Raw genomic sequence first — 14,516 nt, 5'->3', positions numbered from 1 at the left:
CGTGACGGTCCACGAGGCCACCCACCTGCCGTCCCCGGTGCCCACGCGCAGCGGGGTCGTCGCCCACCGTGGCGCCTCCGCCGAGTTCCCCGAACTCACCCTCATCGCCTACCAGCAGGCGCTCGAACAGGGCGCCGAGGCGCTCGAGGTGGACGTCCGACTCACCGCCGACGGCGTCCCCGTGCTGCTGCACGATCCGCGGACCACCCGCGTCGGTGACCGCGACCTGTGGGTGCACTCCAGCACCCTCGAACAGCTCTCCGGTCTCGACGTGGGGTCGTGGCACCCCGTCCACTCCTCGCCCGAGCCCGTGTTGACGCTCCGCAGCTTCCTCGTACTGGCCGAGGCGTACCCGCACGTCAAGCTGTTCCTCGAGACAAAGCACCCGGTGCCCTCAGGCGGGAGGGTCGAGGTCGCGCTGCGCGACGAGCTCGCGTACTTCGGCCTGGACCGGCCCGCCTCCTTCGCCGACTCGCGGGCCGTGATGATGAGCTTCTCCGTGATGGCGGTGCGACGGTTCCGGCAGCTCGCGCCCGCGGTGCCGACGGTGCAGCTGCGCGAGCGGCGCAACGTGCTCAAGTCGTGGCCCGCCGAGGGGTTCGGGGCGCAGCTGATGGGGCCGAGCATCGCGGCGATCCGGGCGCGGCCGTGGTTGGTCGACTACTGGCGCTCGCGTGGGATGGGTACCTACTGCTGGACCGTCGACGACCCGGCCGACCTGCTGCTGTGCCGGGATCTCGGCGTGGAGTGGGTCGGCACCAACGTCCCGTCGCGGGCGCTCGCCGTGCTGGACGGGCCCGGGCGGGCCGGACGGAGAACTCCGAGGTCCGGGAGCGCGGGAAGCGGTGGCGCACCGTATCGTGGTGGCCGTGGGTAGAAGGAATCGCCATAACGAGCCCAAGTCCGGCGGCAACCGCCAGGCCAAGATCGCCGCACGCGCGGCCGAGCGGGAGGAACTGAGCGTCGATCCGCGTCCGTTCGTCGGCTTCGCCGGCGAGTGCGACATGGTCGCCATGCGCGAGTTCGTGCCGTCGGCCACCGGGCGCCTGACCACGGTCGCAGATGGCCGCGATGTCACCATCGCGACGGTCCTGCCCGGCGCCATCGCGGGCCTGGTCCGCGACGAGGAGCTGGGCGGCGAGGCGTTCGTCGGACTGCAGGTGCAGGTCCACGGCCCCGACGTCGCCGCGGACCTCGCGTACGCCGTGGAGTGGGCCACGCGCGCGGGCCATGGCGAGACCCTGAGCGCCGCGCATCCGGACGGCTCCACCCCGGCCCTGGGCGACGTCGTGGTCGCCGACGCCCCGCTGGAGATCGAGGTCCACAACGACTTCTCCTGGTGGGTCGCCGAGGGCGTCGAGGTGCGCCCGGAGATCGAGCAGGCGATCCGCAACGCCAACGAGGTCATGATGCCGTCGGCGCGCGTGTCGGCCGAGGGGATCGAGGCGGCGTGGTGGGTCGACGCCGGCGAGAAGGCCCACATCCGCTGGGTCCGCCCGGAGGACGAGGAGGCGCTGTTCGAGGCCCTCGCCCGCGTGCACTCCGCCGGCGCCCTCGACCTGGGGGAGGGCTCGCGCTTCGCGGGCTCGTTCCGCACCCACGGCCTGCTGGTCCCGGTGTTCGACCTGGATCCGGAGATGCACCACCAGGAGTGGGCCGACGGGCTGAAGGCTCTCGACGCGCGTCTGGGCGAGGCGCTGGCGAACCAGGCCCCGCTGACATCCGAGGAGCGCTCCTCGCGCGACGGCCTCCGGGCTCGTCAGGTCACTCTCCGCTGACATCCCGCCGGCCCCACGGGTCGGCCCCGGGCCGCGTCGACCACCGCGTCGGCGCGGCCCTCTCGTATATGCGGTCCCCGGCGGGGCGCGTCGCCGCTTAGGATCCTCACGGATCACCGCGTCACCGGACGTGGGACGAGTCGGGCGGGGAGGGCGAGGACGTGGCTGGTCGACCAGGTTCGGACGACGACGACACCGCCCCCGTCCTCCCGGAAGTGACCGTTCCGCCGTGGCTTCGTACCGGCCCGGCCGCCGACTCCTCGGTCGCGCCCCCGAAGCCCCCGGCCCGGTCGGCCGCGGGGCCCGCGCAGGCCGATGCCGAGCGAGCCGGCGCGGGGGAGCGGGAGGAGCAGTCGCCGCCGAACCGGATCACGATCGGTGCGCAGGCGCGGGCCGCTACCGGTGACGGCCAGCCGGCCCGGGGCGCGCCGGCGCACGACGGACCGTCGGCGGATCGTCGGGGCGCCGCGGCCGGCGAGGGCGCGGGGGAGCGGGTGGTCGACGACCTGTCGACGCTGCCGTTGCGTGCCCCCGTGCCGACCTCCGGTCGGGCCGCGGCAGGCGCCCCGCGACCGGCCCCCGCGCCGGCCACCCGCAGCGCGGAGGACGCGAAGGTTCCCGCCCCGCCGCCCGCCGATGTGCCCTCCGCCTCCGCGCCGGCGCCTGTCCCCGCGACCGCGGTGCTGGACCGTCGGCCGGTCCGGATCGCCCTGCTCGCCGCCGCCGGGGTCGCGATCCTCGGCGGTTCCGCGGTGCTCGGCTACGTGGTGACACGCGGGGCCACGGGCGGCGCGGCGGGGGCGGCGGTGGCCGGGGCGAACCCGGGGTGCGCGGAACTGATCGAGGACGGGCGCGTGGTGGGCTCGGGCCCCGGCTCGTTGGACAGCCCGACGGGCGCGGTGCTGGCGTTCGACCACGCCTATTACGTCGAGCGGTCCGCGGCGAAGGCGTTCGAGGCGGTCGCCCCGACGAGCCGGATGACCGAGGAGCAGCTGCGCACCGAGGGGATCGACCGCCTCGCGGAGGGGACCACCCACTGCATGGAGCTGCGGGAACTCGCGCCCACGCTCCTGGAGGTGGACCTCACGGAGTTCCCGCCGGAGGCGGACCCGGTCCTCATCCGGCAGCGCGTCCGCGTGGCCGAGACCCCCGGCGGCACATGGGGCATCGTCTCGATCACCCCGGCAGGCTGATCGGCGCGACGGCGCGATCGACCCGGCCGGGCCGGGGAGTCAGGGACCGGTCTCGAGGTACTCCGGGCCGGGCGTGCGGCCGGCGGCCACAGCGTCGAAGAAGCCCGTGGTCGTGGGTCCCCACACCAGGTAGGAGCCGACCGAACCCGAGGCCATGCCGTCGTGGGGGACCGTCACGGTCAGCGGGTCGGCGCTGAGCTTGCGCATGACCGAGGCGAGGTTCCAGATGTGGTCGCCGGTGTCCACGGTGACGGCCTCCGCGCCGGCGTCGAGCAGCGGCAGGGCGGTGAAGGGGTTGAGTACATTGCCGGGTGTCATGACGGTCCGCATCAGCGATCCGAGGAACTGACGCTGGTTCCGCACACGCTGCAGGTCCTGCTCGGCGAACCCGTACCGGGTGCGCACGAACCCGAGCGCCTGCGGCCCGGCCAGGATCTGGCACCCCGCGGCCAGATCGAGTCCGGCGAACGGGTCGTTGATGGGTTCCTCGAGGCAGATCTCCACCCCGCCGACGGCGTCGACGATGTCGGCGAATCCGCCGAACCCGATCTCGGCGTAGTGGTCGATGCGCACCCCGGTCTGCTGCTCGAGGGTCTGGGCGAGCAGCGGCGGACCGCCGAACGTGTAGGCGGCGTTGAGCTTGTTCTCCCCGTAGCCGGGGATGTCGACGAGCATGTCGCGCGGGAGCGAGATGAGCATCGTCCGATCGCCGTCGCGCGGGGTGTAGACCAACATCATCGTGTCGGTGCGCTTGCCGCCGGCGTCGGACTCCGAGCCGGTGGACAGCTGCGCCTGCTGCTCCGGGGTCAGTCCTTCCCGGGAGTCGGTGCCCACGAGGAGCGTGACGGTGCCGGGCGTCTTGCCGCCGCGGCCGGGGTAGTCGCCGAGGGCGTCGATCCGCTGCAGCTTCGAATCCGCCCACAGCACCGTGACCACCCCGAGGGTGAGCACCACGGCGAGCACCAGCCCGACGATTCCCAGCGGGCCGATGCGTCGCTTACGGGGCGTCCGGGCGGGACGCTGCCGGCGCCTCGTCGTCGTCGCCATGGGGGCGCCGGTGCGCGGGTCACGGCCGCCGCGACGGCGACCACGGGGATCGACCGGCTGGCGGTACGGATCGCGCCCGTCGGCACGGCGGTCTGACCGGCGCGGATCGGCGCGGGGGTCCCGGCGCTGCTGCGCGGCGTAGCGCGCGCGTTCCTCCGGCGGGAGCGGCTCCGGGTTCTGGCGGGGCTGGTAGCCGGCGCGGTTCGGGTCGCGGGCGGCGTCCCCGCGCAGGGACCGGGTGCGGGGATCCTGCGGCGCGGCGGCCCGGGGGTCACGCGGAGCCGCGGACCGGGGGTCGCGGGGCTCGCGGGGAGCGCCCGCACGGGGATCGCACGGCGCCGCCCCACGCGGATCGCGCGGCGCCGCCCCACGCGGATCGCGGGGCTCACGGGGTGCGGCGGACCGGGGACCACGCGGACCGGCGGCACGGGGATCCTGCCGCGGCGCGGCGCCCCGTGAACCACCCGGATCGGCGTGCCCGCGGCGCTCGCGCGCGCGACGCCGGAGTTCAGCGGCCTCCTCAGGGGTGAGGTGCCGGCGCCTGGGGTCGTCGGTCATGGGATCGGACTCTACTTGCCCGGGTACACCCCCGGCGTCCCGCGCCGCGCCGCCGAGTCGAGCATCACAGCAGAAATCCCCTCCCGGCGCCGGTCGCCCAGGAACGGGTCAGAGCCACGCCACATGCGGCGCGATCAGCGCGTATCCCAGGAAAGCGAACACATCGAGCAGCGTGTGCGCCAGGATCAGCGGCCACAGTCGGCGCGTGCGCATCCACCACAGCGCGAACACGATCCCCATCGCCAGGTTGCCGACCCCGCCGCCGAAGCCCTGGTACAGGTGGTACGAGCCGCGCAACACCGCGGTCCCGATCAGTGCGACCGCGGGCGGCACCCCGATCTGGCGCAACCGCACGAGCAGGTAGCCCACCACGAGGATCTCCTCGGCCGCCCCGTTGCCGGCCGCGGCGAGCACCAGCACGATCGGCCGCCACCACGTCTCCGTCAGCCCCGACGCGGAGACCTGCAGGTTGACACCGGCCGCGACCGCGCCCAGGTACAGCGCCAGGCCCGGGATCCCGATCACCGCCGTCAGCGCGAGCCCCCACCCCACCTGCCGCCAGGGCCGGTCGCGGACGAGCCCCACGGCCCGCGCACCGACCCCGGTGTGCGCCAGCAGCACCAGCGGCAGCAGGGCCCACGCGGTCAACCGCAGCACCCCGAGCGCCTGGTAGGCGAGGTCGAGCCAGGATTGTGTGGAACGGGAGACGTTGAGCGCCGCGGTCTGGTCCGCCAGGTCGGTGGGCGCGAGCATCGCGGAGACGAGGTCGAGCACGGCATAGAGGCCGGACAGTCCGAAGGTGACGAGGAGGACGACGACGACCTCGGCGATCAGCAGCCGCCGGACACGCGGGTCGCTGACGGGGTCGAATCGCGCCGAGTACCGGGCGAACGCCTCGCGGGGGGACAGGGCCCGTCGCAGCCCACCGGGCCGGGGCGCGGGATCCGAGGCTTCGCTGGTGCTGACTTGCACGTTCACGACGGCGCCCCGCTTAGTCCTGGAGTCGCACGTGCTCGACGATGCGCCCCATCCAGCGGGCGCCCGGGGAGGACTGCTGTTCGGTGGTCACGTACGCCACCCACCACCGCTGTTCGGGAACGCCGAACACCGCGGTGTAGACCAGCCCTCCGGCGTCGAGCCTGGCCGGGTCGTCGGGTACCACCACGTATGACACGGAAGTCCCGGATCCCGCCTCGTTCTCCACGGTGGCGGTGCGCCGGTCGTCCCGGACGCCGGTGACGCCCAGGACGTACTGCTGGATGGTCTCGGCGAGAGCGGTGGCGGCGCCTTCGTTGTCGGCGATCGCCGCGGCGGCGATACCCGGCTCGAGGGCGCCGGCGAGGATGCGGGTGTCCGGGGCCCGTCCCGACCCGACCGGCACGAGCTCGAGTGAGCCGAACTCGGCGTCGGCACGGGCCCGCCACCCCACCGGGACCACGATCTCCAGTCCCGATGCCTGGTCGAGGTGATAGTCGCCGTGCAGGGTCGAGTCACGGGGCAGCACCGACTCGGGGACCGTGGCCACCGCGACCACGATGAGCAGGGCGAGCAGCCCCAACGCGACGTGGATCGTGCGGGGTCCCCGATTCTCCTCCGGGGTGAGGTGCGAGGCGTCCGGGGCGTCATCCGGGGCCGGGGTGTAGTCGGCCGCGAATTCCGGGCCGGTGGAGTCGTCGGAACCCATCGCTGGAGAGCGTAGCAACGCCAGGGGCACCAGGTCGGGCTGTGCGGACGCGGCGGGGGCGCACGGTGTAGACCTTAAGTCCATGACGGTGTCGCTTGAACTGCTCGGCCGTGGTCCCTCCCGGCCCGACCTGCTGGACGATCTCGTGGTGGACGAGGCCTCGATCGTGGAGGTGCTGGGCAGGTGGTCGGTCACGGCGCCGGTGGTGGTGGCGCCGGATCCGGTGACCGGGCAGCCGGCCCTCGACGAGGTCATGGAGGTGTTGGCAGGGGGGACCCCGGCCGTCGTCGACGTGGCTCCGGGGCTTGCCGCGATCGCCGGCACGGCGGCGCCCGCCGACCCGGCCGCACCGACCCCCGGCCCGGATCAGGCCCAGAGTGCCGCGCACCTCGCGGACCTGCTGGCGGTGGCCTCCCACGCCGGCGTGGGGTTCGGCTCGGGCCTCGTGCCCCGCTGCGCCGACGCCTCGCAGGTGTGGGCGCTGCTGTCCGGCGCGGTCGCCGCGATGACCGGAGCAGACATCCGGGCCGCGATCGCCGAGCCTGACCCGGCCCGGATCGTGGGCCTGTCCCGATCGGCACGGGAGGCGATCCGGGATGTCGTGACGTGCGTGCTCGTGCCGCATGATCAGCTCGCGACCATCGAGTCCGCCCTCAGCCCGGTGGACGACGACTGACGCTGGCTAGGCTTGTCGTCGTGGTCACCGTCGCCTACCTCGGCCCCCCCGGCACGTTCACCGATGCCGCCCTGCACCGATTCCGCGCCGACGCCCGGATAGCGGCCCTCCTCGCCGACGCCCGGGCCGTACCGGCCGGCACCCCGGACGAGGCGCTGGACCTGGTCCGCGCCGGCGACGCCGACTACGCGTGCGTCCCGTTCGAGAACTCGGTCGACGGCACCGTCAACCCCACCAGCGACGCCCTCGCGGTGGGGGGCCGGCTCCAGATCTTCGCGGAGACCCAGATCGACGTGGTCTTCTCCATCCTCGTCCGCCCCGGCACCACCGCGGAGGACGTGGCGGTCCTGCGCACCCACCCCGTGGCCGCCGCGCAGGTCCGACGCTGGGTCGGGGAGAACCTGCCGAAAGCGCGTATCGAGACCACCTCCTCCACCGCTGCCGGCGCCGAGGAGGTCGCCGCCGGGAGTGCCGACGCGACTGCCGCGCCCGCCCGCGCCGGGGAGATCAACGGGCTCGTCCCGCTCGCGGAGAACATCGCCGACGTCGGCGGGGCCCGCACCCGGTTCGTCCTGGTCGGCCGGCCCGCGCCGCCCACCCCGCGCACCGGCCACGACCGGACCTGCGTGATCTTCGGACTGCCCCATCAGCCAAACTCGCTGGTGCAGGCGCTGACCGAGTTGTCGATCCGCGACATCGATCTCACCCGCATCGGCTCGCGGCCCACACGCGTCGAGCGGTTCACCTACCTGTTCCACGTGGACCTCGTGGGCCACATCGACGACCCGATGGTCGCCGAGGCGCTCGTCGCCCTGCGGCACCGGACCGAGAGCCTGCGCTACCTGGGCTCGTGGCCCGTCGCCGATCTCGCGGAGGCCGGTTCGCCGCCGCCGGACCGCGCCGACGAGACGGCCTGGCTCGAGGGGCTCCGCCGCGGCGAGGGCGTCGGATGAGCGCCCGCCTGCACCTCGTCCGTCACGGGCAGACACCGTCCAACGTCGCCGGGGCGCTCGACACCGCGCTGCCGGGGGCGCCGCTGACCGAGCTCGGTCGCGAGCAGGCGGCGCTGGTGGGGCAGGAGCTGGCCGGCTCCGGGATCTCCCCGACCGTCGTGATGAGTTCCGAGGCGGCCCGGGCCCGCGAGACCGCCGGGCTCGTCGCCACCGAGATGGGCCTGCCGACGCAGGCCGTGCCCGGCGTCTACGAGGTGCAGGCCGGTCGCTACGAGATGCAGACCGGTGTCGAGGCGATGCTCGCCTACAACCGGCTCATGCGCGACTGGCTCGAGGCAGGCGACCTGACCGCGAGCCTGCCCGACGGGGAGAGCGCCCTCGACGTGCAGGACCGGACGATGCCGCTGGTCGCCGAACTGCGCGAGTCGTACCTCGACAACGGGATCGACGTGGTCCTGGTGGTGCACGGTGCGGTCATGCGGATGATGGCCGTGTTCGCCGGCGCCGCGCCCTCGCAGTGGGCCCTGGACAACCACATCGCCAACTGCGGGGTCATCGAGCTCGCCCCGGACGGTGGCGGCTGGTCGTGCGAGCGGTGGGGCGACCACCTGGGGCGGCCCGCGTTCTGGCCCGGGACGGGGCCTCCGGGCCGGTGAGCGCGGCCGCGCTCAGCCCCAGCCGAGCTCGTGCAGGGTCTCCTCGCCGATGCCGAAGTGGTGGGCGATCTCGTGGATCACCGTCACCGCGACCTCGTGGACCAGTTGCTCCTCGGTCGAGCAGAAGTCGCACAGCGCGTCCCGGTAGATCGTGATGGTGTCCGGCAGGAATCCCGAATAGGTGGTGTCGCGCTCGGTCAGCGCCACGCCCTCGTAGAGGCCCAGCAGGCCCGGCTCGTCAGGGTTGCGGTCGGCGATGAGCACCACGACGTTGTCCATGGCCCGGAACAACGCGTCCGGCACCGAGTCCAGCGCGTCGTCGACCAGGTGCTCGAAGCGGGCTTCGTCGACCCTGATGCTCACGAGGCCCCGTCCGCGTCTGGCGTCACGGGTTTCCGCCGGGGACGGGCACCGAGATTGTGCTCTGGTCGCCGCCTGTCGTCGCCCCGGCCTCACCGCCCGGCTGCTGGCCCGGCGGCGGGATGATCGTGGTGGTGGGCGCGACCGGCGTCTGGCCGTCGACCAGCACGCCCTGCGTCGCCGAGCCCCGCAGTACCGCGAACGGCCCCGGATCCGCCGACCTCATCAGCCCGCAGTTGACCGTGCGGCTACCGGTGAGCCAGGACACCTCGGAGATCGGGTTGACCAGCGTCGAGATGAGGGTGCTGCGGCGAAGCGCCTCGCCGTCCCCGAAGTAGGCGATGCCGGCGTCCAGGCATGCCTGCGCGGTGAGTTCGGACTGCACCGACGGCTCCGGCGGGGTGGGGCCCTCCGGGAAGATCCCGGAGACGTCGAGGTCGGACACGATCTCGATCGAATGGTCCTCTGCACAGGGGATCGGCGCGCCGGGCAGCCCCTCGGCGGTGAACCCCAGGCACGTGCCGGGCTCCCACCGGCGGTGCTGATCCGCCTCGGCGAACAGTCCGGTCGACAGCGCCGAACGCCCGTCGAGCTCGGACGCGGCGACGCCGCACAGCACGCTGTGATCGCCCTTGTCCCACCCCTCCTGCGACGGCGGGACGACCAGACCGGTGAAGCGGCCCTCCGGATCGACCTCGCGGCCGCCCGCGTACTCGGTGACGAGGGGCAGGCAGCGGTCGGTCCCGACGGGGGCCAGGTCGGCGGAGTCCGGCAGCGGCTGGTCGTCGCCGAACCCGGGGACCTCGGAAAGGTCGATGCGGGCCGCGACCTCGAACCGGTGCGGCTGCGCGCAGTCGACCGTGTCGAACGATGACACCTGGTCGGCGGCGTCCACGGACCAGGTCAGACAGGTGCCCGCCGTGGCACCCGCATAGGCGGGGCCGGACAGCGTGCGCGGGTCGACCTGCGGCACCACGGCGGCGATTCGACCGGCGCGGTCGGAGCTCGGGTCGTTGATGGCCGAGACCATGAGCGCGCCCGTGACCGCCGCGCCGGAGAGGATCGCGACGAGTGAGGCCATGACCGCGCCCCGCGAACGGAGCAGGGACCGACCTTGATCAGAGGATCGGGAGGTGGGGGTCATCGCTCCTATGATGCCGTAATCCCGCCGTGGCGATAGGATCCCGGACATGAGCGGACACGACCACGAGCAGCAGGACGGGACCGACAGCGGTGCGCGTTCGCCGCGCGAAGGCGTGGACCCGGAGGTCCTCGAGTTCGCCCAGATGCTGTTCCAGCTGGCCAGAGACGGTGAGACCGAGCGGCTCGCCGCCTACGTCGACGCGGGCGTGACCCCGGATCTGACCAACGAGCGTGGTGACGCGCTTCTCATGCTGGCGGCCTACAACGGGCACCCGGAGACCGTCCGGGCGCTCGTCGAGCGCGGCGCGGAGGTGGACCGGGCCAATGATCGCGGTCAGACCCCGTTGGCCGGCGCCGTGTTCAAGGGCTACGGCGAGGTCGTCCGCATCCTCTTCGAGGCCGGCGCCGACCCGAACGGTGGCGTCCCCACCGCCATCGACACGGCGCGCATGTTCGAGAAGGACGCCTTCCTCGAGCTCTTCGGCGTCTGAGCCACCGGTCTCGAGTCGCTCCGCGCGGGGTGGAATGTGAGGTGGAGCCCGGATCGTCGGGTGGGACGGGGCCGCTAGGCTGGGGCCCGTGATCGATCTCAAGCTGCTCCGCGAGAACCCCGACCTCGTCCGCGACTCCCAGCGGACCCGTGGCGAGGACCCGACGCTGGTCGACCAGCTGCTGTCCGCCGACGAGTCCCGCCGGACGTCCATCGCGGCCGCCGACACCGCGCGTGGTGAGCAGAAGGCCCACGGCAAGAAGGTCGGCCAGGCCTCGCCCGAGGAGCGCCCGGCGCTGCTGGAGGCCGCCGGCGCGCTGAAGCAGGCCGTCAAGGACGCGGAGGAGTCGGAGAAGGCCGCCGCCGCCGAGGTCGACCGGATCCAGCGGCTGCTGTCCAACGTCGTCGAGGAGGGCACGCCCGCCGGCGGCGAGGACGATTTCGTGGAGATCGAGCGGATCGGCGAGATCCCGACCTTCGACTTCGAGCCCAGGGACCACCTCGAGCTGGGCGAGAGGCTGGGTCTGCTCGACATGGAGCGCGGCGCCAAGGTCTCCGGCGCCCGCTTCTACTTCCTCACCGGCTACGGCGCGCTCCTGCAGCTGGGCATGCTGCAGCTCGCCGCGCAGAAGGCCACCGCCAACGGGTTCACCCTGATGATCCCGCCGGTGCTCGTGCGCCCGGAGATCATGCAGGGCACCGGCTTCCTGGGCGCCCACGCCGACGAGGTCTACAAGCTCGAGGCCGACGACCTGTACCTGGTCGGCACCTCAGAGGTCGCGCTGGCCGGCTACCACCAGGGCGAGATCCTCGACCTGTCGGAGGGCCCCAAGCGCTACTGCGGTTGGTCCTCCTGCTTCCGTCGCGAGGCCGGCAGCCACGGCAAGGACACCCGCGGCATCATCCGTGTCCACCAGTTCGACAAGGTCGAGATGTTCTCCTGGTGCAAGCCGGAGGACGCCCACGCCGAGCACCAGCGCCTGCTGGGTTTCGAGAAGGAGATGCTGCAGGCCATGGGCCTGCCGTTCCGGGTGATCGACATCGCCGGCGGCGACCTGGGCTCCTCGGCCGCGCGCAAGTTCGATTGCGAGGCCTGGGTCCCCACGCAGGACGCCTACCGCGAGCTCACGTCCACCTCGAACTGCACCACCTTCCAGGCCCGCCGCCTCGGGGTGCGCTACCGCGACTCCACCGGTAAGCCGCAGACCGCGGCCACCCTCAACGGGACGCTCGCGACCACGCGCTGGCTCGTGGCGATCCTCGAGAACCACCAGCAGGCCGACGGCTCGGTCGTGGTCCCCGAGGCGCTGCGCCCGTTCGTCGGCAAGGACGTACTCGAGCCCCTCCGCTGACACCCGGCATCCGCTCCGACGCCTGCTCGTCCGGACCGGATCCGCTCCCCGGGTGCGCTCCCGCGTGCGCACCGGCGGGAGCGGGGGTTCATCCCCGGGGAGCGTCTCTGCCCGGGGCCGGGGCCGAGGCCGGGGTCCGCGCGGACCCCGGTCAGGGGCGGAATAGCATCATCACGCCGCTCGCGCTGGCGCACGTGCGGCCGTCGGTGTCGGTGACCTTGGCCTGCACCACGCACGTCGACCGGCCCACGTGCTCGACCTCGGCGCTGATCGTCGCGGGCGTGCGCTCGAGGCGCAGGGCACGGATGTAGCGGACGGTGAGGTCGAGGGTGTTGTAGCCGACGCCCGGCTCGACGACGGTGGCCGTGGCATAGCCGAGCGCGGAGTCGACCCAGCCCGAGACGATCCCGCCGTGGACGGTGCCGCCGTTGTTGAGCGCCCACTCGGCGGGCGTGGCGGTCATGGTCACCGAGCCCTCCGCGGCGGCGGTGAGGCGTACCCCGAGGGTGTGTGCGCCGGGGGAGAGGTGGCGCTCGCCGCGGATGATCTCCTCGAGCGCCGCCAGGCCGGCGTGCACGCGCTCCGACGGGTCGGCGGGCGTGGCGGCCCAGGAGTATCGGCGGCTATGCGACTCGGGATCGACCGAGTCGAAGGGGGCGTGGTCCACGCCGCCGAACCTACACGGCCACGGACACGGCGGGCCGAGCGCGGCGTGGGCCGCTACGCTGTGGGGCGTGGAGCTGCTCTATACGGGGATCATCGGGTTCGCCCGCACGATGTTCAAGGTCCAGGGTCTGGACATCACCATGCGCGGGGAGCATCACTTCCCCGAAAAGGGCGGCGCGGTGGTGGTGATCAACCACACCGGGTACTTCGACTTCGTCTACGCCGGCATCCCGGCGCGTGAGCACAAGCGGTTCATCCGCTACATGGCCAAGGCCGAGGTGTTCGACCATTCGGTCGCGGGTCCGATCATGCGCGAGCTGCGGCACATCCCCGTCGACCGGGCGGCCGGCAAGCACTCGTTCGACGAGGCGGTCAGGCGGCTGCGCGCCGGCGAGCTGGTGGGCGTGTTCCCCGAGGCCACCATCAGCCGCAGTTTCGAGATCAAGGACTTCAAGTCCGGCGCGGTGCGAATGGCACTCGAGGCCGGCGTGCCGATCCTCGCGGTGACCATCTGGGGCTCACAGCGCGTGTGGACCAAGGGCCTGCCCAAGAAGCTGCTGCGGCCCCGGGTGCCCGTCATGATGGAGGTCAGCGAGCCGATCGAGGCCTACGAGCCCGCCGCCGAGTGCACCGCGCAGGTCCGCGCGCAGATGCAGGCCACCCTCGAGCGGCTGCAGGACGAGTACGCCGAGCGGTACGGCCCCTACCCGGCGGGGGCGAGCTGGGTCCCGGCGCGCCTCGGGGGATCGGCGCCGACACTCGAGGAGGCGTCGGTGCAGGACGAGGCCGAGCATGCCGAGCGACTGCGGCGCCATGCGGAGAAGGACGCCGCGCAGGGCGGTGGGTCGCCGGCGGGCGGTGCGGCCCCGCGATCCGGTGAACCCCGGGAGACCGACGACGGCGACCCCGTGACGGGTGGTCCGAACGTTCCGTGACCTCCTCCAGACCTCTGCTCGTCGCCTCGGATGTCGACGGCACCCTCATCGGCAGTGACCATCTCGTTCCGGCCGCCAACCGGGCGGTCGTCGAGGATATCGTGGCCGACGGCGCGTCGTTCGTCCTGGCCACGGGCCGGCCGCCGCGATGGATGTCCCAGATCGTCGACCAGCTCCCGGTGGCGCCGTTGGCGGTCTGCGCGAACGGCGCGGTGATCATGGACACCGACAGCGGCGAGTTCCTGGCCACCACGCTCCTGCAGCCGGACGCTCTCGTCGAGCTCGACGGGATCCTCCGGGAGCGCCTGCCGGGAAGCGGCATCGCGGCCGAGCGGCTCGGGCGCGACGCGGCCGACGCGGACTTCGTCGCGAGTCCCGACTACGAGCACGCGTGGATCAGCCTCGAGCACCTCGAGGTGGGGCATGACGAGGTTCTGTCCGAGCCGGTGCTCAAGCTCCTCGCCCGGGTGCCGGGAATGCCAAGCGCCGACATGGCCGGCGCACTGGAGGGGGCCGTCGAGCACCTCGCGGACATGACCTTCTCGACGACCGACGGGCTCATCGAGTTCGCCCCCCGCGGGGTCACCAAGGCCAGCGGTCTCACCGCGCTCACCTCAGGCGAGGTGGCGATCCCGGCCTCGGCGCGTTCGGCGTCCGCGCTCACGCGGGCCGGCGGGGGAGGGTCCGGCGGCGGCGTCACCGAGCGGATCGTCCCGGTGACCGTGGCGTTCGGCGACATGCCCAACGACGTGGAGATGCTGCGGTGGGCAGATCACGGGGTAGCCATGGGCAACGCGATCGCGTCGGTCCACGCGGTCGCGGACGAGGTGACGCTGAGCAACGATGACGCCGGTCTGGCGCACGTGCTGCGCCGCTGGTGGGTCTGAGTCACCCGCTCCTGCGTACCCGGCGCACAGCCGCGCGCCTCGATGAACTGCCGCTCCTGCCGGCGCGCGAGCGGGAGTTCACTTCGAGGGGCGGGAGTTCAGGCGCGGGAACGGATGCCCGCGGGCGCGGGATCGGAT

Annotated in this window: 16 protein-coding genes; 10 read left to right on the top strand and 6 right to left on the bottom strand. The window is 73.2% G+C overall.

Features of this window, described 5'->3' with window-relative positions; genetic code table 11:
• Position 1 precedes the first annotated feature (1 nt).
• The 3 genes from ACWIFB_RS03625 (at position 2) to ACWIFB_RS03615 (ending at position 2,971) form a co-directional block, all read left to right on the top strand.
• Complete coding sequence (locus ACWIFB_RS03625; protein WP_452099797.1) at positions 2 to 877, top strand: glycerophosphodiester phosphodiesterase family protein; 876 nt, start codon at positions 2 to 4, stop codon at positions 875 to 877.
• Positions 870 to 1,778 carry a DUF5926 family protein gene (locus tag ACWIFB_RS03620; RefSeq protein ID WP_452099798.1) on the top strand — a complete coding sequence of 303 codons (909 nt, stop codon included), beginning with the start codon at positions 870 to 872 and terminating at the stop codon, positions 1,776 to 1,778. The genes ACWIFB_RS03625 and ACWIFB_RS03620 overlap by 8 nt, the downstream gene beginning before the upstream one ends.
• 161 nt (positions 1,779 to 1,939) lie before the next feature.
• Complete coding sequence (locus ACWIFB_RS03615; protein ID WP_454057348.1) at positions 1,940 to 2,971, top strand: hypothetical protein; 1,032 nt, start codon at positions 1,940 to 1,942, stop codon at positions 2,969 to 2,971.
• A gap of 39 nt (positions 2,972 to 3,010) precedes the next feature.
• Here ACWIFB_RS03615 and ACWIFB_RS03610 read toward each other — a convergent pair whose 3' ends face one another.
• The 3 genes from ACWIFB_RS03610 to ACWIFB_RS03600 form a co-directional block, all read right to left on the bottom strand.
• Positions 3,011 to 4,576 (bottom strand): LCP family glycopolymer transferase, encoded by a 1,566-nt coding sequence (locus tag ACWIFB_RS03610; RefSeq protein WP_454057347.1) that lies wholly within the window; start codon positions 4,574 to 4,576, stop codon positions 3,011 to 3,013.
• 108 nt (positions 4,577 to 4,684) lie between these two features.
• Complete coding sequence (locus tag ACWIFB_RS03605; RefSeq protein WP_454057460.1) at positions 4,685 to 5,485, bottom strand: CPBP family intramembrane glutamic endopeptidase; 801 nt, start codon at positions 5,483 to 5,485, stop codon at positions 4,685 to 4,687.
• Positions 5,486 to 5,567: 82 nt separating this feature from the next.
• On the bottom strand, positions 5,568 to 6,260 hold the full coding sequence (locus ACWIFB_RS03600) for an APA family fibronectin-binding glycoprotein (RefSeq protein ID WP_454057346.1): 693 nt from the start codon (positions 6,258 to 6,260) through the stop codon (positions 5,568 to 5,570).
• 82 nt (positions 6,261 to 6,342) lie between these two features.
• Between ACWIFB_RS03600 and ACWIFB_RS03595 the strand changes: the two genes are divergently transcribed.
• Genes ACWIFB_RS03595 through ACWIFB_RS03585 form a run of 3 tightly spaced genes read left to right on the top strand, consistent with a single transcriptional unit; the run spans position 6,343 to position 8,545 of the window.
• On the top strand, positions 6,343 to 6,936 hold the full coding sequence (locus tag ACWIFB_RS03595; RefSeq protein WP_452099802.1) for a hypothetical protein: 594 nt from the start codon (positions 6,343 to 6,345) through the stop codon (positions 6,934 to 6,936).
• A 20-nt stretch (positions 6,937 to 6,956) separates the two neighbouring features.
• On the top strand, positions 6,957 to 7,889 hold the full coding sequence (gene pheA / locus ACWIFB_RS03590; protein WP_452099803.1) for a prephenate dehydratase: 933 nt from the start codon (positions 6,957 to 6,959) through the stop codon (positions 7,887 to 7,889).
• On the top strand, positions 7,886 to 8,545 hold the full coding sequence (locus ACWIFB_RS03585; protein WP_454057345.1) for a histidine phosphatase family protein: 660 nt from the start codon (positions 7,886 to 7,888) through the stop codon (positions 8,543 to 8,545). Before pheA ends, ACWIFB_RS03585 begins: the two co-directional genes overlap by 4 nt.
• 12 nt (positions 8,546 to 8,557) lie before the next feature.
• Here the strand turns inward: ACWIFB_RS03585 and ACWIFB_RS03580 are convergent, their stop codons facing one another.
• Positions 8,558 to 8,908, bottom strand: coding sequence for a metallopeptidase family protein (locus ACWIFB_RS03580; protein WP_295650728.1), 351 nt, complete (start codon positions 8,906 to 8,908; stop codon positions 8,558 to 8,560).
• A 22-nt stretch (positions 8,909 to 8,930) separates the two neighbouring features.
• Positions 8,931 to 9,986, bottom strand: coding sequence for a septum formation family protein (locus ACWIFB_RS03575; protein WP_454057344.1), 1,056 nt, complete (start codon positions 9,984 to 9,986; stop codon positions 8,931 to 8,933).
• Between the two features lie 205 nt (positions 9,987 to 10,191).
• On the opposite strand from ACWIFB_RS03575, the gene ACWIFB_RS03570 reads away from it, so the two are divergent.
• Both ACWIFB_RS03570 and serS read left to right on the top strand, forming a co-directional pair.
• The gene (locus tag ACWIFB_RS03570) at positions 10,192 to 10,539 is read left to right on the top strand and encodes an ankyrin repeat domain-containing protein (protein WP_230931205.1); all 348 of its coding nucleotides are present in this window, start codon (positions 10,192 to 10,194) and stop codon (positions 10,537 to 10,539) included.
• Between the two features lie 88 nt (positions 10,540 to 10,627).
• Entirely contained in the window at positions 10,628 to 11,890 is a 1,263-nt protein-coding gene (gene serS, locus ACWIFB_RS03565; RefSeq protein ID WP_452099805.1) for a serine--tRNA ligase, read from the top strand.
• A 151-nt stretch (positions 11,891 to 12,041) separates the two neighbouring features.
• Here the strand turns inward: serS and ACWIFB_RS03560 are convergent, their stop codons facing one another.
• A complete protein-coding gene (locus ACWIFB_RS03560) occupies positions 12,042 to 12,557 on the bottom strand; it encodes a PaaI family thioesterase (protein WP_452099806.1) in 516 nt (171 codons plus the stop codon).
• A 67-nt stretch (positions 12,558 to 12,624) separates the two neighbouring features.
• Between ACWIFB_RS03560 and ACWIFB_RS03555 the strand changes: the two genes are divergently transcribed.
• Positions 12,625 to 13,491, top strand: coding sequence for a lysophospholipid acyltransferase family protein (locus ACWIFB_RS03555; RefSeq protein ID WP_452099807.1), 867 nt, complete (start codon positions 12,625 to 12,627; stop codon positions 13,489 to 13,491).
• The gene (locus ACWIFB_RS03550) at positions 13,488 to 14,378 is read left to right on the top strand and encodes an HAD family hydrolase (RefSeq protein WP_452099808.1); all 891 of its coding nucleotides are present in this window, start codon (positions 13,488 to 13,490) and stop codon (positions 14,376 to 14,378) included. Before ACWIFB_RS03555 ends, ACWIFB_RS03550 begins: the two co-directional genes overlap by 4 nt.
• Positions 14,379 to 14,516: the final 138 nt, after the last annotated feature.

The sequence above is a fragment of the Dietzia sp. NPDC055340 genome (assembly GCF_053645335.1).
Note: the sequence above shows the minus strand (reverse complement) of the source record. Positions and strands in the feature narration are given on the sequence as shown.